Here is a 16,746-nt window from a genome sequence, read left to right as displayed (position 1 = left end):
CCTTTGGAGATAACGGGGACATGACGTCCCTCACCAGCACAGATGCGGCCCGGCGCCGGCTTGGTGCCATCATTGTTGCTGCCGGCAGCGGCACGCGAATGGGCAATGGCACGGCAAAACAGTTTCGCAGTCTGCTGGGTCGCAGCGTCCTGTGGCATTCGGTTGCAGCGTTTCTCGAACATCCCGCCACAGCACAGGTTATCGTTGTTGTTGCCGCCGAGCGCCGATCAGATGCCGTCGAGGCACTTGGCAGCATGGCCACGGATGATCGGGTCAGCATTGTCGCCGGCGGTGTGCGGCGCCAGGATTCAGTTGCGGCTGGTCTTGTCGCGGTCACGGCGACCGGGATCGACCTTGTTGCCATCCATGATGCAGCCCGCCCCTGTCTGCCGCAGCGTGTCATCACGGATCTGATCTCCGCCCTCGATGATGGGGCCGACGCCGCGCTTCCCGTCCTGCCGATGACGGACACCGTCAAGCTGGTCACCGGCAGCAGCGTGGCAGACACCGTTGACCGGACCAGCCTTGCGCGCGCGCAGACACCGCAGATGTTCCGGCTTGACGCACTGATAGCCCGACATGACGGCCTTGCACCGGATACCGAGATCACCGATGACATCCGCCTGTTCGAGGATGGTGCGGCGCGGATTGAGACCGTTCCGGGTGACGCCCGCCTGATGAAGCTGACCCGGGCCGAGGATTTTGCCATCCTGACGGCCCTGTCATCGCCCGAAGGAGATACACCCATGCCAGTCACCGCACCACAGCTGGATATCCGCACCGGCAATGGCTACGACGTCCACAGGTTCGACGATGGCGTCGGCCCCGTCCGTCTTGGCGGCGTCGACATCCCGCATGATCGCAATCTGGCTGCCCATTCGGATGGTGATGTGGGGCTGCACGCGCTGTGCGATGCAATTTTCGGCGCGCTTGCCGATGGAGATATCGGATCACATTTCCCACCTTCGGATGACCGGTGGAAGAATGCCGACAGCACGCAGTTTCTGGCCTTTGCCGCCTCATTATGCGCCTCGCGCGGGGCGACAATCCTGCATCTCGACCTGACGCTGGTCTGTGAACGCCCGAAAATCGGACCGCATCGCGATGCCATGCGACGCTGCATTGCCGATCTTGTGGGCGTGGACATCTCTCGCGTTGCGGTCAAGGCGACCACCTCGGAACAGCTTGGTTTCACCGGGCGTGAGGAAGGAATCGCCGCGCAGGCAACCGCCACACTGGCAATGACGGGAGAGGCAAGGTGATGACCAGTCGTGCCTGGATGGAGCTGGCGACGGTCGGACCGGTAGGACGGTTGCGCCCGGCGCCGGGAAGCTGGGGATCGGCGGCAGCGCTTGTCATTGCTGCGGTACTGGCGCAGTTTGCCGGCTGGACCCTCGAGATCGCCACCCTCGTCATCTGCGTTCTGGGCGTCAGGGCAGCCGAAATCTATGATCGCGAGAGCGGCAGCAAGGATGCCTCTGAAATTGTTATTGACGAGGTTGCCGGCCAGTGGATCACGCTTCTCGCCGTACCGCTCGACTGGCGGTGGTGGATAGCCGCTTTCATCGCTTTCAGACTGTTCGACATTCTCAAGCCCGGACCGGTCAGGCTGGCCGAACGGCTGCCCGGCGGTTATGGCGTCATGGCGGACGATATCGTTGCCGGCGCGCTGGCGGCTGTCTGCTTGTTGATCCTGCAATGGGCGCTGCCATGGTAGCCAGCGAAATACCCCTTCTTTCGGACCTTGCGCGCAAGGTCATCAACCGCGCCGTCCTGGCAGAGGCGATGGTGACAACAGCCGAATCCTGCACCGGCGGCATGGTTGCGTCCGCGCTTACCGACATTGCCGGTGCCTCGGCGGTTCTCGACCGCAGCGTCGTAACCTACAGCAATGCGGCAAAGATCGATCTTCTCGGCGTATCTGAGAGTATTCTTAAGGCGCATGGGGCCGTCTCGCAGCAGACCGCTGCCGCGATGGCGCAGGGCGCATTACAGGCCGCGCCGGACGCCCGGATCGCAATTGCCATTACAGGCATTGCCGGTCCTGGAGGGGGGACGGCTGACAAACCGGTCGGTCTTGTCTGGTTTGGCCTTGCGCATCGCGATGATGACGTCATCACCGCACATCATGTCTTCACAGGCGACCGCGCCGCAGTAAGGCACAAGGCAACCGCCACAGCACTTGGCATGCTGCTGGAAGGGCTTGCACGGTAGCAGAATTCAGGATGATGCCATGCGCGCGGTAAAATTACCGTCACGCTTGCCATACAGTTCGTCGGCACGATCTTCAAATGCCTTGACCATCCGCCGAACGGCTTCGGTGAACAGCGTCTCGATAACCGATTGAAGCAACCGCGAATTGAATTCGAAATCGACATAGAAATCAATCTCGCAGCCGTCGGGATGCGGCAGAAAACGCCATTTATTTGTCAGATATTTGAATGGGCCTTCAGCATATTTTACATCTATTTCAAGCTGATCCGGACTGAGATCAACGTGAGATGTAAACTTTTCACGAAACATCTGAAACCCGATAATCAGATCGGCTTCAAGCCTGTGACGGTCTTCATGCCGGATCCGTGCTGCCATGCACCAGGGCAGAAATTCTGGATAACTGCGCACATTGGCAACCAGATCATACAATTCCTGGGGGCTGTGCCTGATGATGCGCCGTTCGGAATGCACGGTCATCTCACCCTCCGCAGAGTGCCGCGTTCCGCGCCTGCTGGAGCGCGGCAAAATCCGCGTCAGCGTGGTAGGAGGACCGGGTCAACGGCGTCGACGACATCAACAGGAACCCTTTGGCCCGACCAAGCTTGGCATAGGCCTCGAATGTTGCCGGTTCGACAAACCTGTCGACGGGTGCGTGTTTCGGGGTTGGCTGCAAATACTGGCCAATGGTCATGAAATCCACATCGGCGCTTCGCAGATCATCCATCAGCTGTCCGACCTCCTCATCCCCTTCCCCTAGCCCGACCATGATGCCGGATTTGGTAAAGATCGACGGATCGAGCGATTTGACCTGCTGCAGGATTGACAGGGAATGGAAATAACGCGCGCCGGGGCGAATTGACGGATAGAGGCGCGGCACTGTTTCCATATTGTGGTTGAACACATCGGGGCGCGCCTCGACGACAATTTCAAGCGCGCCTTGCTTGCGCAGGAAATCCGGTGTCAGAACCTCAACCGTCGTGCCGGGCGACAGGCGGCGGACAGCGTTGATTGTCTGTGCGAAATGCGTCGCGCCACCATCATCAAGATCATCCCGGTCAACCGAAGTGATCACAACATGTTTGAGTCCAAGCTTGGCCACGGCCTCGCCGACATGGTCGGGCTCGTGCGGGTCGAGGAGATCCGGTCGCCCGGTGGCGACATTGCAGAACGCGCAGGCGCGTGTGCAGACAGAGCCCAGGATCATCATGGTGGCGTGCTTCTGCGCCCAGCATTCGCCAATATTGGGGCACGCTGCCTCTTCACACACGGTCACCAGATCAAGCTCACGCATCAGCGATCTGGTGGCGCTGTATTCGGCAGACACAGGCGCTCTTACCCGTAACCAGTCCGGCCGCCGCGGTTGCGGATTATCCGCGTTGCGGCGCTTTTCGGGATGGCGTTCGGCACCCTTTGTCGTGTTGACCTGCGGCATTGGTGATGTGCGTATTCCAAATGTGAATCTATATGGCAGATACCATGCCGGTCTGTCCATCGCCACCCCTAGAAGTGGATGGCGCGACCATATGCGTCAAGAACCGATTCGTGCATGGCCTCGGACAGCGTCGGATGCGGGAAAATTGTCTGGATCAACTCGGCTTCGGTCGCCTCGAGCGTGCGCGCAATGGCGTATCCCTGGATCAGCTCTGTCACTTCCGGTCCGACCATGTGCGCGCCGAGCAATTCGCCCGTCTTCGCATCAAAAACGGTTTTGATCAGCCCCTGATCGTCGCCAAGCGCGATAGCCTTGCCGTTTGCCAGCATCGGAAAGCGACCGACTCTCACCTTGTGGCCCGCCTCGATGGCGGCGGCCTCGGTCATGCCAACAGACGCAACCTGCGGGCGGCAATAGGTGCATCCCGGCACAGCACCCTCGCCAATGGCGTGTACATCGCTCTGGCCGGCAATCTTTTCAACGCAGATGATACCCTCATGACTTGCCTTGTGGGCCAGCCAAGGCGGGCCGGTTACATCACCGATGGCATAGACGCCGGGCTCGCCCGTCGCGCCATAGGCATCTGTCACGATATGCCCGCGATCCACCTTTACCTTTGTGCCTTCAAGGCCAAGCGATTCGGAATTGCCGATGATGCCAACAGCCATGATGGCCCGGTCGGCAACCACCGGTTCGATACCGCCTTCGAAACTGGCGGTCACACCGGTTGCCGACGTCTTCAGGCCGGCAAGGCGTGCGCCTGTCAGAACTTTCATGCCGCGCTTTACGAATGCCTTTTCCACGAAACCGGAAATCTCGGCATCTTCGACCGGCAGGATCCTGTCCATCGCCTCGACCAAAGTCACCTCGACACCCATGTCCAGATAGAAGGATGCAAATTCAGACCCGATGGCCCCGGACCCGATGATCACCAGCGATGTTGGCATGGTTTCGGGAACCATGGCCTCGCGATAGGTCAGGATCATCTTTCCGTCAGGCTCGATCCCAGGCAGCGCCCGCGCCCGCGCGCCGGTTGCCAGAATCACGTTCCTCGCAGTCAACGTGGCTCCGCCGGCAAGCCCGACTTCACGCATATCACCACGCCGCGCGCCAAGCGTCGCCAGATCGTCGAACACGGTGACCTTGTTCTTCTTCAGAAGATGCTGCACACCAGCCGACAACCGCCCCGCCACCTTGCGCGAGCGTTTGACCACGGCCGGCAGATCAATGCTTACCTCACCACTGACGGTGATGCCGAATTCCTTCATTTCATCGATCGAATGCCGAAGCTCGGCGGCGCGAAGCAGCGCCTTTGTCGGAATACATCCCCAGTTCAGGCAGATTCCCCCGAGATGCTCACGCTCGACGAGCGCCACCTTCATTTTCAACTGTGATGCCCGGATCGCGGCGACGTAACCGCCCGGGCCACCGCCTATGACGATCAGATCGAAGGATGTTTCGGCTGCCATGATCTTACCTCCGACGCTCTAGAGCAACATAGTGACAGGGGCTTCGATATAGCCCTTGAAAGCCTGCAGCCATTCCGCACCGACGGCCCCGTCGACCACCCGGTGATCAGCCGACAATGTGACCGTCATCACAGTGGCGACAGCCAACTGCCCGTCATGGACGACCGGTCTCTGCTCTCCTGCGCCGACAGCAAGGATCGCACCCTGTGGCGGGTTGATGACAGCCGCGAACTCGCGAACGCCATACATGCCAAGATTCGAGATGGTGAAGCTGCCCCCGCTGAATTCCTCGGGTGCCAGCTTGCCATCGCGTGCCCGTGTTGCCAGATCGCGGCTGATCGTGGCTATTTCGGCAAGCCCCTTCTGCTCGGCCGCCCAAATCACCGGTGTTACAAGGCCACCGTCAACCGCCACCGCCATAGCGATATCAGCATGGGTGAACAGCCTTGTATGATCGCCTTCCCAGGATGCATTGGCTTTCGGCACCTTGATCAGGGCCATGGCAGCCGCGCGGATGATCAGATCGTTGACCGAGATTTTCACACCGTCCGGTGCCTGATCGTTCATCTGCCGACGTGCCGCAAGAAGCGCATCTATTTCGCAATCAACCGTCAGATAGAAATGCGGCGCGGTGGCCTTTGATTCCTGCAATCGTGCCGCGATAATCTTGCGCATCTGACTATTGGTCTCGATGCGGCTGTCACCCTGAATGGCCGGGCCGGTCGCAGATGATACCGTGGCTGCCGGCGCACCGCCAGACACAGCGGCGGATTCAACATCACGGCGCAGGATCCGGCCATAGGGGCCGCTGCCACGCAACGCCGCAAGATCAACCCCGCGTTCCGCCGCAATCCGGCGGGCCAGCGGACTGGCAAAAATCCGATCTGTTTTCGGCGTGGCCATTGCGGGTTGTTGCGGTGCTGCCTGTTGCGGTGCTGGCTGATCGGGTGCGGGTTGTTGCGGCGGTGAAGGTTCAACCGCCACAGCAGGCGCTGGCACAGATGATGGCGCCGCAGCCACATCGTCAATTGTCTCACCATCTTCGGCAAGCCGTCCTATCGGCGTGCCAACAGCCACACCTTCGGCACCTGCCTCGACAAGGATGCTGGCCATCACACCATCATCCACCGCCTCGACTTCCATTGTCGCCTTGTCGGTCTCGATTTCGGCAATCACATCACCGCTTCGCACGGTATCACCAACCGCAACCGTCCATTTCGCCAGTGTTCCGGTCTCCATCGTTGGCGACAGCGCCGGCATCAGAATATCGATCGCCATCTTTACGCCCCCCGAAACCCGTCACAGGTGGCCATGACCGTCGACGTGATATCCTCGATTTGCGGAAGGGCCAGTTTTTCGAGATTGGCGGCATAGGGCATGGGCACATCCTTGCCGGTAACCCGTGCAATTGGCGCATCAAGCCAGTCAAAGGCCTGTTCCATGACCTGCATGGCGATCTCGGAACCAAGACCGGCAAACGGAAAACCTTCTTCACAGGTAACAAGACGCGATGTCTTGCGAACCGAGGCAACAATTGTCTCGATATCAAGCGGACGGATGGTACGAAGATCGATCACCTCGGCTGAAATGCCCTGCGCGGCAAGCTGATCAGCTGCCTCAAGCGCGCGACCAACCATGATCGAAAAGGCGGTGATGGTGACATCGCTGCCTTCGCGGACGATCTTTGCCCGGCCGATCGGCACCACCCAGTCATCATCCGTCGGCACATCGAAACTCTGGCCGTACATCACCTCGTTCTCGAGAAAAATCACCGGGTTCGGATCCCGAATGGCGGCCTTCAGCAGACCTTTGGCATCCGCCGCGGACCAGGGCGCAACCACCTTCAGCCCGGGGCAATGCGCGTACCAGCTGGCATAGCATTGCGAATGCTGGGCGGCGACCCGGCTGGCCGCGCCATTCGGCCCACGGAACACGATCGGACATCCCATCTGGCCACCGGACATGTAGAGGGTCTTTGCGGCCGAATTGATGATCTGGTCGATTGCCTGCATGGCAAAATTGAAGGTCATGAATTCAATGACCGGCCGCAGGTCGCCAAAGGCCGCACCGACGCCGAGTCCGGCAAAACCCTGTTCAGTGATTGGTGTGTCGATAACCCGCTTCGGGCCGAATTCCGCCAGCAACCCCTGCGTGACCTTATACGCCCCCTGATATTCGGCAACTTCCTCGCCCATTACAAATACACGATCATCAGACCGCATTTCCTCGGCCATGGCGTCACGAAGTGCTTCGCGAACCGTCAGCGCGGCAGTATCACCAGCCGCCACAGGCTCCGCCGCCACGCTGTCGGCAGCGACCACCACAGGTGCCGGGGTCGGAACCGCAGCAGGAGCCGACAGCGGTGCAGCAGACGGTGTGGCATCAACCGCTGGCGCCGCCGTTGGCATGGCGTCGGCACTGTCACCTTCTTCAAGCAGCATCGCGATTGGCGCATTGACTTTCACACCCTCGCTGCCAGCCGGCACAAGGATCCGGCCAATGGTTCCGTCATCAAGCGCCTCGACCTCCATCGTCGCCTTGTCGGTTTCGATTTCGGCAATCACATCGCCGCTGCGAACGGACGCGCCTTCCTCGACAAGCCATTTGGCAAGCGTTCCCTCTTCCATCGTCGGCGACAGGGCCGGCATCAAGATCTCGATTGCCATGGATCAGACCTCCATCTGGCTGCTATGGCCACCGGCCGGAAGCAGAATGTCTGTAAAGAGTTCAGACGGATCAGGCTCGGGGCTGGTCTGCGCGAATTCGGTCGCACGAAGCACAATCGCCTTGACGTCGGAATCGATGGATTTCAGCTCGTCCTCTGTCACATTCTGTTTGCCAAGAACCTCGCGCAGTTGGTCAATCGGATCATGCTGCTTGCGCATCGCGTCAACCTCCTCACGGGTCCGGTATTTCGCCGGATCGGACATGGAATGGCCGCGATAGCGATAGGTTTTCATTTCCAGAACATATGGCCCCTTGCCGGACCGGCAATGTTCCAGCGCCTCGGCACCGGCAGCCCTTACAGCCAGAACATCCATGCCATCAACCTGCGTGCCCGGGATGCCATAGGCGGCCCCGCGATCAGCCAGCGAACGTCCGGCTGCGGCGCGGGTCACCGCGGTACCCATTCCATATTGGTTGTTCTCGATGACGAACAGAACCGGCAGATCCCAAAGTGCCGCCATGTTGAAACTTTCATAGACCTGACCCTGGTTGACGGCACCGTCGCCAAGATAGGTCAGACACACATTCGCTTCGTCCCGGTATTTGTGGGAAAAGGCAAGTCCGCACCCAATCGGCACCTGCGCGCCAACAATGCCGTGGCCGCCAAAGAAATTCTTTTCGCGGCTGAACATATGCATGGAACCGCCCTTGCCGCGTGAATAACCACCCTCGCGCCCGGTCAGTTCGGCCATCACGCCGTCGGCATCCATACCGCATGCCAGCATATGGCCGTGGTCGCGATAGGATGTGACCACGGTATCACCCGGCTTGCTGACCGACTGCAACCCGACAACCACAGCTTCCTGACCGATATAGAGATGACAGAAACCGCCTATCTGGCCCATGCCGTAAAGCTGGCCGGCTTTTTCTTCAAAGCGGCGGATCAACAACATGTCGCGATACATACCGACGAGTTCATCACGCGCCGGCAGATCGTTCTTGGCCGTGGCACGAGATGCAGCCTTTGGCGGACGCCCCGGCTTGCGCTTGCGTTGAACCTTTGCCGTTTCGGCCATCAGATTTCCCCCCAGCCTGTAGAAACACATGACGCATGACGTCGTTTGGACCGAAACATATTTCGATCAACAGGCTGAGAATTTACTGAAAAAGCGAATTTATCAATAATTTTATTTAATTGTTTTTATTATGTATTTTATAAATAAACCGAATGTCAGTTTACTTAATTATTCCGCATTGTGTCGGAAAATTTCAATTTCGACAGATCAATTGAAATTATGACATCATTCGGCGAATAAAGGCCAAGTTCGGCACGTGCCGTTTCCGCCAGCATGTCGGCATCAAGCGAGTCGGCCTGAAGCAGATGGATCCGATGAGACAGAAAATCATGGTGTTTGTGAAGAAGCGCCAGCTTCTCTTCAGCGAGCATGATCCTGCGGTCAAGTTCAGGACGGGCAAGGATGCCGCGATCACCGGCCAGAATATGAAATCCGAAAAACACGACCACAGATGACAGCAACAAAGAGCTGCTGATCATGACCATAAAGCGTCGGCGTGCTGCGTACATATTCGCCCCTTTTCACCTGCGTGGACGGACCAAATCTCAGGGGTCAGTGAATCAAAGCCGATTCGCCGCGTCAAGAAAAAAGCGAATCGCCGGATTCCATGAAGTTTGATGATATATTCAGGCCCGCAATATGGTGTTGCCGGCATATAATCCGGAACTGTCCAACTCTTCATTGATCCTGAGCAGCTGGTTATATTTCGCCAGCCTGTCGGACCGCGATAAAGATCCGGTTTTGATCTGGCCGGCATTTGTCGCCACGGCAAGATCCGCGATGAAACTGTCCTCTGTTTCACCACTGCGATGCGATATGACGACCCCGAAACCAGCTTTCTGAGCCATTTCAACGGCCTGCAGGGTTTCCGACAGCGTGCCAATTTGATTGACCTTGACCAGAATTGCATTCGCCGCGTCATCGACAATGCCGCGCGCCAGACGCTCTGCATTCGTGACAAACAGATCATCCCCAACGATCTGAACCCTGTCACCGATGGCAGCGGTCAGGGCGGCAAACCCCTCCCAGTCTTCTTCATCCATAGGGTCTTCAAGCGACACAATCGGATGGTTGGCGACAAGCGACGTCCACATCGCAACCATTTCCTTTGATGACAGGCTGCGCCCTTCGCCTGCGAGATGATAGGCACCATCGCGGTAAAGTTCGGTCGCCGCGGCGTCAATCGCAATCACCACATCGTCACCAGGCGTGCAGCCGGCAGCCTCGATCGATTTGCGGATATAGTCGAGCGCCTCGTCGGACGAATTGATTGCCGGCGCGAAACCACCTTCGTCGCCGACTGCGGTTGAATGTCCGGCCTGCGCCAGAAGCGATTTCAGCGCATGAAAAATTTCGGCCCCGACTCGCACAGCCTCTGAAAAATCCGACACGCCGACGGGCATCACCATGAATTCCTGCACATCCAGCGCATTGTTGGCATGCGCGCCGCCATTCATGATGTTCATCATCGGCGTTGGTAACAGATGCGCATGCACACCACCAAGATAGCGCCATAGCGGCAGACCGACGGATTCCGCAGCGGCCCGCGCCGATGCCATCGAAACACCAAGTATGGCGTTCGCGCCAAGCCGGGCCTTGTTCACGGTCCCATCGAGATCGATCATCGTCTGGTCCAGCCCGGCCTGATCCAATGCATCGGCACCGACAAGCGCGTCAAAGATCTCCATATTCACCGCCTCGATGGCCTGCAGGACTCCCTTGCCGCCATAGCGCGACGGATCACCGTCACGAAGTTCCACCGCTTCATGCGCGCCTGTCGATGCGCCGGATGGCACAGCGGCGCGACCAAAGGCACCGTCTTCCAGAAGAACATCAACCTCGACTGTTGGATTGCCGCGTGAATCCAATATTTCACGGGCCTGGATGTCTTCAATGGCACTCATGTCGTGTTGTCCTTCTGCAGTATGATGGGGAACCGGTTCCCTCTGGAACCGGCTATAGCGCCGGTAATGTCAAAATGCAATTTTGGGCTGGCCGTTATCCTCGCCGCGCATCGTCGATGCGACGCAGAACATCAAGAACGGCCGGCATCCCATCAAGCGGCACCATGTTCGGCCCGTCGGACGGCGCATTGTCGGGATCCTGATGACTTTCCATGAACAGACCGTCAACGCCTACGGCCACGGCAGCGCGCGCCAGCACTGGCACGAATTCCCGCTGACCACCGGAACTGCCACCCAACCCGCCAGGCTGCTGAACCGAATGGGTGGCATCGAAAATCACCGGATGGCCCAGATCAGCCATCTGCGGCAGCGCCCGCATGTCGGACACCAGCGTATTATACCCGAATGAGGTGCCGCGTTCTGTCAGCATCACCCGGCTATTGCCGGCACCGACAACCTTGGTAGCAACATGTTTCATATCCCACGGCGCCAGGAACTGCCCCTTCTTGACGTTCACCACAGCACCGGTTTTTGCAGCCGCAACGACAAGATCGGTCTGGCGACACAGAAAAGCCGGTATCTGCAGGATATCCACCACCTCGGCAACCGGCGCGCACTGATCGGGAAGATGGACATCGGTCAACACAGGACAGCCAACGGCATCCTTGACCTGCTGAAAGATCCGCAGCCCCTCATCCATGCCGACACCACGCGCCGCCCCGGCCGACGTGCGATTCGCCTTGTCATAGGAAGATTTATAGACAAACCCCATGTCGGCGCGGGCCGCCATGCCGGCAAGTGCTTCGGCACACATCAGCGCATGATCCAGCCCCTCGACCTGACACGGCCCGGCGATCAGCAACAGCGGACTGTCACCACCACAGGGCACATCGGCGATGTGAAAGCTGGCCATGTCACTTACTCCTGATGATGGCGTTGCCGCCATGATGTCAGACTAGACGCGATTTTTCCATCGACGCCGCAACAAAGCCGGTAAACAGGGGGTGCGGATCAAAAGGCTTTGATTTCAGTTCCGGATGGAATTGCACGCCAACAAACCAAGGGTGGTCGGGCCGCTCGACAATTTCCGGGAGCGTACCATCCGGCGACAGGCCGGAAAAGGTCATACCAGCCGCTTCAAGCTTGTCACGATAGGCGATGTTGACCTCATAGCGATGCCGGTGACGTTCGGAAATTTCCGCCGACGCATAGAGATCGCGCGCCAGCGTGCCGTCCTTCAGCAAGCACGGATAGGCCCCAAGGCGCATCGTGCCTCCAAGATCGCTGTCTGAACTTCGCTGCATCGTCTCATTACCGACTGTCCATTCCGTCATCAGCCCGACAAGCGGGATTTCCGGTTCGCCAAACTCGCTGGATCCGGCACCCGGAAGCCCCGCCAGATTACGCGCCGTTTCCAGTACGGCCATCTGCATGCCAAAACAGATTCCCAGATACGGAATTCGATGCACACGGGCAAATTCGATGGCACGGATCTTACCCTCCGAGCCACGCTCTCCAAACCCACCCGGCACCAGAATGCCGCTGACATGATGAAGTGCCTCGATGGCGGCATCCTCTTTCTCGAACAGCTCTGAATCGATCCATTCGATCCTGACCTTCGCGCCATTGGCGATACCGCCATGGACAAGCGCCTCACCAAGCGACTTATAGGAATCCTGAAGCGAGGTATATTTGCCGACAATGGCGATCGTCACCTCGCTGTCCGGATTGGCCAGACCGTCACGGATCCGTGCCCAACCCGCAAGATCGGGCGTCTTTTCGGGAAGATTGAAGTGACGGATCACCTCGCGATCCAGTCCCTGGTCGTGATAGGACAGCGGTACCTCGTAAATATTGTTCACATCCATCCCGAGGATCACCGCCGAGGGACGGATGTTACAGAACAGGGCGATTTTCCCGCGCTGTTCTTCCGGAAGCGGGTGTTCGGTACGGCACAGCAGGATATCAGGCTGGATTCCGACCGACTGGAGTTCCTTGACCGAATGCTGGGTCGGCTTGGTTTTCAATTCACCGGCAGCCGCGATGAAGGGAATCAGTGTGACATGAAGGAAACAGGTCTGCTCGCGACCCAGTTCGTTGCCAAGCTGGCGGATCGCCTCGAGGAAAGGCAGCGATTCAATGTCACCGACCGTGCCGCCGATTTCGCAGATGATGAAATCCTCGTCATCGTGATTTGACTGGATGAACGCTTTGATGGCGTCGGTAACGTGCGGGATGACCTGGATCGTGGCGCCAAGATAGTCACCGCGCCGTTCACGCGCCAGCACGTCGGAATAGATCCTGCCGGTGGTGATGTTGTCGGTGCGTCGGGCGTGTACGCCGGTGAACCGTTCATAATGACCAAGGTCGAGATCGGTCTCGGCCCCGTCATCGGTCACAAACACCTCACCATGCTGCGTTGGTGACATGGTGCCGGGATCGACATTCAGATACGGGTCAAGTTTACGAAGGCGGACTTTGTAGCCACGCGCTTGGAGAAGAGCTGCAAGTGCGGCAGCGCCCAGGCCCTTGCCGAGGGAAGAAACCACACCACCAGTGATGAATAGATATCGAGGCATGGACCATCTTACTACCGCAATATCCAGCGGCATGTAAGTACCAAAATCACATCATCTGGGGGTTTTATTCAGCTTTTGCGGCTTGACAAACCGGCAACCGGTGAAAGCGTCTATTCCGTCGTCGGAACGACAGGGCCAGAAGCTGGTTTCGGCGTTTCGTTGATCACTTCATCCACAATGGAAACGGCTTCCCGCTGGGTGCCGGCCATGATTGCAAGAATCAGTGACGTCGCAAAAAAACAGGCAGCCAGGATCGCCGTGACGCGCGTCATCAGATTGGCCGTGCCACGCGCGGTCATGAAACCGCCACTGGCACCGCCGCCACCGCCGATGCCAAGCCCGCCGCCTTCGGACCGCTGCAGGAGAACGGCGCCGATCAGCGCCAGCGCAATCAGGATATGGATCGTCAGAATGAGCGTTTGCATGCCAGATAAGCCTTGCCAAGATCAGCGGTGCATAGGATCGCGATGTTATATTGGCTGCTGCCTGTTATTTCAAGGAATTTACGACAATCACGATCGGCGGGCGGCTTCACGTGCGCCAGCACTGCAGATACCGCTGAAATCCGTGGCTTTCAGGCTGGCGCCGCCAACCAGCGCACCGCCAACATCAGCAACCGCGAAAATCGCCTCGGCATTATCAGGCTTGACCGATCCGCCATACAGTATCGGCACGCCGGCAAGCCCGCATCCGTCGAGCCAATGCTGAATGGAGGCATGCATCGCCGCTATTTCATCAACGCCTGCGACCTTGCCTGTGCCGATCGCCCAAACAGGTTCATAGGCAATCATCAGCCGCAATGGGTCGATGTCGGAAGGAACCGAGCCTGCAAGCTGTGAGGCAACAACAGCCTCAGCCGTGCCGGACTCGCGCTGATCAAGAGTTTCCCCGACACAGATCATCACATCGAGCCCGCTGGAGAGCGCCGACCGTGCCTTGGCGGCGACAAGCGCATCAGTTTCTGCGTGGTCGGCGCGGCGCTCCGAATGGCCGAGAAGCACCACCGACGCACCACAGTCGGCAAGCATGCCGGCAGCGACGTCACCGGTGTGCGCACCCGATTCATTCTGGTGGCAATCCTGCCCACCGACGAGGATATCCGTGCCCTCAAGCCTGACCCCCATCTGCACGAGATAGGGCGCAGGCGGAAACAGAATACGCGAGACACCCTCAAACGTTTCCCCCGCATAGGCAGCGACAAGCGCCGCGGCATCGGCCAGCGGCGGATTCATTTTCCAGTTTGCTGCGATGATCATGTCAACCTTACCTCCCCCAAACCAGCCGGAAACCGGCCAGGCATGTCGCCGCCACCCCGGCAGACAAACACCCTGCGCGCACCCTACATAATCCTCGGCAGGAATGGCAATGCCTGCCACCACCTGAAGGTGAGACAATCGAGCGCGGCGCACGAAATTGTCAATTGCCCCGCCTTGGCTGAAAGTCTACAACTACGCCGTGATGATGTTCCCGATCGGCCCATCACGCGGGTGGGGAGTCTATCGGAACATATGACGCCAAAACAACAAACGCAGAGATAACTTATGCTTCAGGCATTACGCGGCGGTGCCAAGTCGCCCATTATGAAGATTTTCCTGGTCTTTCTGGCAGCCGGATTTGCGCTGTGGGGTGTCGGTGACATGACCACCGGACTGATTGGCGGCAGCGACAAGGCGATCAGTGCCGGCAGCCAGAGCATGTCCCCGCGTGAAGTGGCGATGAAATTCGACCGCGCGCGCCGCAACTATCTGCCCAACGCGACTATGGGCGAGGCCATTCAGGCCGGTTTGCTCTCGGAACTGGCGGGCGCGTTGGCGCGTGATGTCGTGTTCAGTGCCGAGGCCGACAGGCTTGGTCTTGCCGTCACCCGTGACATGCAGCGCGATGCGGTGGCGAACGAACCCTCATTCCGTGACGAGACGGGCGATTTCTCGCAATCGCGGTTTGTCAGCACGCTTGCCAATGCCGGGCTGAGCGAAGAGGAATATCTTCAGGAAGTCGAAACCGCACTGCGTCGCATCCAGATTGTCGACGCCATCGCAACCGGTGCCGGCCAGCCCGATGCCGTCGCGCGGATTGTGACAGCGTATGAACTTGAACGCCGCACCGCCCGCCTGGTCAGCATCCCGGTTGACGCCACAGCCATTGCCGACCCCGACGACAGCACGCTGGCAAGCTGGTTTACCGATGTGAAAAGTCGCTATGACGCGCCTGCCCTTCGCTCGGCACGTGTTGGCGCCATAGACCCAGAAATGTTTGCCGCCGAAATCGAAATCAGCGATGCAGCGGTTGAAACGGCCTACCGTGATCGGATTGATGAATTCACCACGCCTGAAACACGGCGTCTTCGCCAGATGGTGTTTGATGACAAGGCATCTGCCGAAGCCACCTATTCAAGGCTGACCAGCGGCGAGGATTTTGCCGCTGTTGCAAATGACGTGCTGGGTTGGACCGCCGCGGATACAGAGCTTGGCATGGTATCCAGAAACGATCTTGATGAAGCCATCGCCGAAGCCGCTTTTGCGGCATCGCAAGGCGATGTGACCGGCCCCGTTGAGTCCGCCTTCGGTGTTCATCTGATCGCCGTCGACGAGGTGGTCGCAGGCGGCGAGATCAGCCTGGCCGGCGTCAGTGATACGATCCGCACAACCCTGCAGGCCGAAGCAGCCAGAGACATGATCTTTGAAAAGGCCAACATTCTGGAAGACGTTCTGGCATCAGGCGCGACCATTGCCGAAGCGATTGCAGAGGTCGGTGGCACAATCGTGACGCTTCAGAACATCGACCGTCGCGGCAATGACATTGATGGCCAGCCTTACAGCGGGGACGGCGCAGAACTGGCACAGGACAGTCTTGTCCTCGACACAATCTGGTCGAGTGACATTGACGATCTGAGCGTCATACAGGAAGGCGCCAACGACATGTTTTTCGTTGTCGAGGTAACAGAAGAAACAGACCCGCGTGGTCGCGAGCTGACAGAAGTACGGAACCGTGCGATCGCAGACTGGAAAGTTACCGAAGCCATCAAGGCAGCGCGTGAAAAGGCCACTGAATTGAGTACGGATGCATCCGCCTTTGACGGGGCAGATGAAACAACGGCCTTCAGGCGCACCGGAACCGGCCTTGACCATGAAGCTGCACGTCTGATCGCCACCGCGGCGTTCGGCCAGAAGATCGGCGAAAGTCGGGTTGTCGAGACCGGAACCGAAGCCATCGTCGTGCGCACGGAAACCGTGACAGCCGCAGAGGACACGGAATTGACCGAAACGGCACAGCTTCTCGACAGCTTCACCAACAGGGCCATCCAGCAGGATATTCTGGCCACATTGTCACGCGACCTTTCACAAACACATGACCTGCAGATCCGCCTTGGCGGTGTCCAGCAGCTGTTGATTGGCAGTCAGTAGT

Annotated in this window: 16 protein-coding genes; 4 read left to right on the top strand and 12 right to left on the bottom strand. The window is 58.7% G+C overall.

Features of this window, described 5'->3' with window-relative positions; genetic code table 11:
- Positions 1 to 20: 20 nt before the first annotated feature.
- From ispD to AB3X55_02210, 3 genes are read left to right on the top strand one after another with little or no spacing between them, the layout of a single operon-like run.
- Complete coding sequence (ispD, locus tag AB3X55_02220; protein ID MEX0502394.1) at positions 21 to 1,262, top strand: 2-C-methyl-D-erythritol 4-phosphate cytidylyltransferase; 1,242 nt, start codon at positions 21 to 23, stop codon at positions 1,260 to 1,262.
- Entirely contained in the window at positions 1,262 to 1,717 is a 456-nt protein-coding gene (locus tag AB3X55_02215; GenBank protein ID MEX0502393.1) for a phosphatidylglycerophosphatase A, read from the top strand. The genes ispD and AB3X55_02215 overlap by 1 nt, the downstream gene beginning before the upstream one ends.
- Positions 1,711 to 2,214 (top strand): CinA family protein, encoded by a 504-nt coding sequence (locus AB3X55_02210; protein MEX0502392.1) that lies wholly within the window; start codon positions 1,711 to 1,713, stop codon positions 2,212 to 2,214. The genes AB3X55_02215 and AB3X55_02210 overlap by 7 nt, the downstream gene beginning before the upstream one ends.
- A gap of 6 nt (positions 2,215 to 2,220) precedes the next feature.
- On the opposite strand, the gene AB3X55_02205 is transcribed toward AB3X55_02210, so the two are convergent.
- The 12 genes from AB3X55_02205 to tpiA form a co-directional block, all read right to left on the bottom strand.
- Positions 2,221 to 2,691 carry a type II toxin-antitoxin system RatA family toxin gene (locus AB3X55_02205; GenBank protein MEX0502391.1) on the bottom strand — a complete coding sequence of 157 codons (471 nt, stop codon included), beginning with the start codon at positions 2,689 to 2,691 and terminating at the stop codon, positions 2,221 to 2,223.
- Between the two features lies 1 nt (position 2,692).
- Positions 2,693 to 3,646, bottom strand: a complete 954-nt coding sequence (gene lipA, locus AB3X55_02200) for a lipoyl synthase (GenBank protein MEX0502390.1) — start codon at positions 3,644 to 3,646, stop codon at positions 2,693 to 2,695.
- 68 nt (positions 3,647 to 3,714) lie between these two features.
- On the bottom strand, positions 3,715 to 5,115 hold the full coding sequence (gene lpdA / locus AB3X55_02195) for a dihydrolipoyl dehydrogenase (protein ID MEX0502389.1): 1,401 nt from the start codon (positions 5,113 to 5,115) through the stop codon (positions 3,715 to 3,717).
- Between the two features lie 18 nt (positions 5,116 to 5,133).
- Positions 5,134 to 6,393: a pyruvate dehydrogenase complex dihydrolipoamide acetyltransferase gene (locus AB3X55_02190; protein MEX0502388.1), complete on the bottom strand. Its 1,260-nt coding sequence runs from the start codon at positions 6,391 to 6,393 to the stop codon at positions 5,134 to 5,136.
- Positions 6,394 to 6,395: 2 nt separating this feature from the next.
- Positions 6,396 to 7,781: a pyruvate dehydrogenase complex E1 component subunit beta gene (locus tag AB3X55_02185; protein MEX0502387.1), complete on the bottom strand. Its 1,386-nt coding sequence runs from the start codon at positions 7,779 to 7,781 to the stop codon at positions 6,396 to 6,398.
- Between the two features lie 3 nt (positions 7,782 to 7,784).
- Positions 7,785 to 8,858: a pyruvate dehydrogenase (acetyl-transferring) E1 component subunit alpha gene (pdhA, locus tag AB3X55_02180; protein ID MEX0502386.1), complete on the bottom strand. Its 1,074-nt coding sequence runs from the start codon at positions 8,856 to 8,858 to the stop codon at positions 7,785 to 7,787.
- Between the two features lie 164 nt (positions 8,859 to 9,022).
- Entirely contained in the window at positions 9,023 to 9,337 is a 315-nt protein-coding gene (locus AB3X55_02175; protein ID MEX0502385.1) for a septum formation initiator family protein, read from the bottom strand.
- Positions 9,338 to 9,484: 147 nt separating this feature from the next.
- Positions 9,485 to 10,762, bottom strand: coding sequence for a phosphopyruvate hydratase (gene eno, locus AB3X55_02170; GenBank protein MEX0502384.1), 1,278 nt, complete (start codon positions 10,760 to 10,762; stop codon positions 9,485 to 9,487).
- Between the two features lie 94 nt (positions 10,763 to 10,856).
- The gene (gene kdsA / locus AB3X55_02165) at positions 10,857 to 11,675 is read right to left on the bottom strand and encodes a 3-deoxy-8-phosphooctulonate synthase (protein ID MEX0502383.1); all 819 of its coding nucleotides are present in this window, start codon (positions 11,673 to 11,675) and stop codon (positions 10,857 to 10,859) included.
- Positions 11,676 to 11,712: 37 nt separating this feature from the next.
- Positions 11,713 to 13,341 (bottom strand): CTP synthase, encoded by a 1,629-nt coding sequence (locus AB3X55_02160; GenBank protein MEX0502382.1) that lies wholly within the window; start codon positions 13,339 to 13,341, stop codon positions 11,713 to 11,715.
- A gap of 110 nt (positions 13,342 to 13,451) precedes the next feature.
- Positions 13,452 to 13,766: a preprotein translocase subunit SecG gene (gene secG, locus AB3X55_02155; protein MEX0502381.1), complete on the bottom strand. Its 315-nt coding sequence runs from the start codon at positions 13,764 to 13,766 to the stop codon at positions 13,452 to 13,454.
- An 87-nt stretch (positions 13,767 to 13,853) separates the two neighbouring features.
- Positions 13,854 to 14,597: a triose-phosphate isomerase gene (gene tpiA / locus AB3X55_02150; protein ID MEX0502380.1), complete on the bottom strand. Its 744-nt coding sequence runs from the start codon at positions 14,595 to 14,597 to the stop codon at positions 13,854 to 13,856.
- Positions 14,598 to 14,882: 285 nt separating this feature from the next.
- On the opposite strand from tpiA, the gene AB3X55_02145 reads away from it, so the two are divergent.
- Positions 14,883 to 16,745, top strand: coding sequence for a SurA N-terminal domain-containing protein (locus tag AB3X55_02145; protein MEX0502379.1), 1,863 nt, complete (start codon positions 14,883 to 14,885; stop codon positions 16,743 to 16,745).
- The last annotated feature ends 1 nt before the right edge of the window (position 16,746 follow it).

Source organism: Alphaproteobacteria bacterium LSUCC0719 (assembly GCA_040839025.1).
GTDB lineage: Bacteria > Pseudomonadota > Alphaproteobacteria > Puniceispirillales > Puniceispirillaceae > UBA8309.
This window is presented reverse-complemented; position numbering and strand designations above follow the sequence as displayed.

Coding starts and splice junctions, on each gene's coding strand:
- ispD (MEX0502394.1), top strand. CDS start 21: ATGACGTCCCTCACCAGCACAGATGCGGCCCGGCGCCGGCTTGGTGCC.
- AB3X55_02215 (MEX0502393.1), top strand. CDS start 1,262: ATGACCAGTCGTGCCTGGATGGAGCTGGCGACGGTCGGACCGGTAGGA.
- AB3X55_02210 (MEX0502392.1), top strand. CDS start 1,711: ATGGTAGCCAGCGAAATACCCCTTCTTTCGGACCTTGCGCGCAAGGTC.
- AB3X55_02205 (MEX0502391.1), bottom strand. CDS start 2,691: ATGACCGTGCATTCCGAACGGCGCATCATCAGGCACAGCCCCCAGGAA.
- lipA (MEX0502390.1), bottom strand. CDS start 3,646: ATGCCGCAGGTCAACACGACAAAGGGTGCCGAACGCCATCCCGAAAAG.
- lpdA (MEX0502389.1), bottom strand. CDS start 5,115: ATGGCAGCCGAAACATCCTTCGATCTGATCGTCATAGGCGGTGGCCCG.
- AB3X55_02190 (MEX0502388.1), bottom strand. CDS start 6,393: ATGGCGATCGATATTCTGATGCCGGCGCTGTCGCCAACGATGGAGACC.
- AB3X55_02185 (MEX0502387.1), bottom strand. CDS start 7,781: ATGGCAATCGAGATCTTGATGCCGGCCCTGTCGCCGACGATGGAAGAG.
- pdhA (MEX0502386.1), bottom strand. CDS start 8,858: ATGGCCGAAACGGCAAAGGTTCAACGCAAGCGCAAGCCGGGGCGTCCG.
- AB3X55_02175 (MEX0502385.1), bottom strand. CDS start 9,337: ATGATCAGCAGCTCTTTGTTGCTGTCATCTGTGGTCGTGTTTTTCGGA.
- eno (MEX0502384.1), bottom strand. CDS start 10,762: ATGAGTGCCATTGAAGACATCCAGGCCCGTGAAATATTGGATTCACGC.
- kdsA (MEX0502383.1), bottom strand. CDS start 11,675: ATGGCCAGCTTTCACATCGCCGATGTGCCCTGTGGTGGTGACAGTCCG.
- AB3X55_02160 (MEX0502382.1), bottom strand. CDS start 13,341: ATGCCTCGATATCTATTCATCACTGGTGGTGTGGTTTCTTCCCTCGGC.
- secG (MEX0502381.1), bottom strand. CDS start 13,766: ATGCAAACGCTCATTCTGACGATCCATATCCTGATTGCGCTGGCGCTG.
- tpiA (MEX0502380.1), bottom strand. CDS start 14,597: ATGATCATCGCAGCAAACTGGAAAATGAATCCGCCGCTGGCCGATGCC.
- AB3X55_02145 (MEX0502379.1), top strand. CDS start 14,883: ATGCTTCAGGCATTACGCGGCGGTGCCAAGTCGCCCATTATGAAGATT.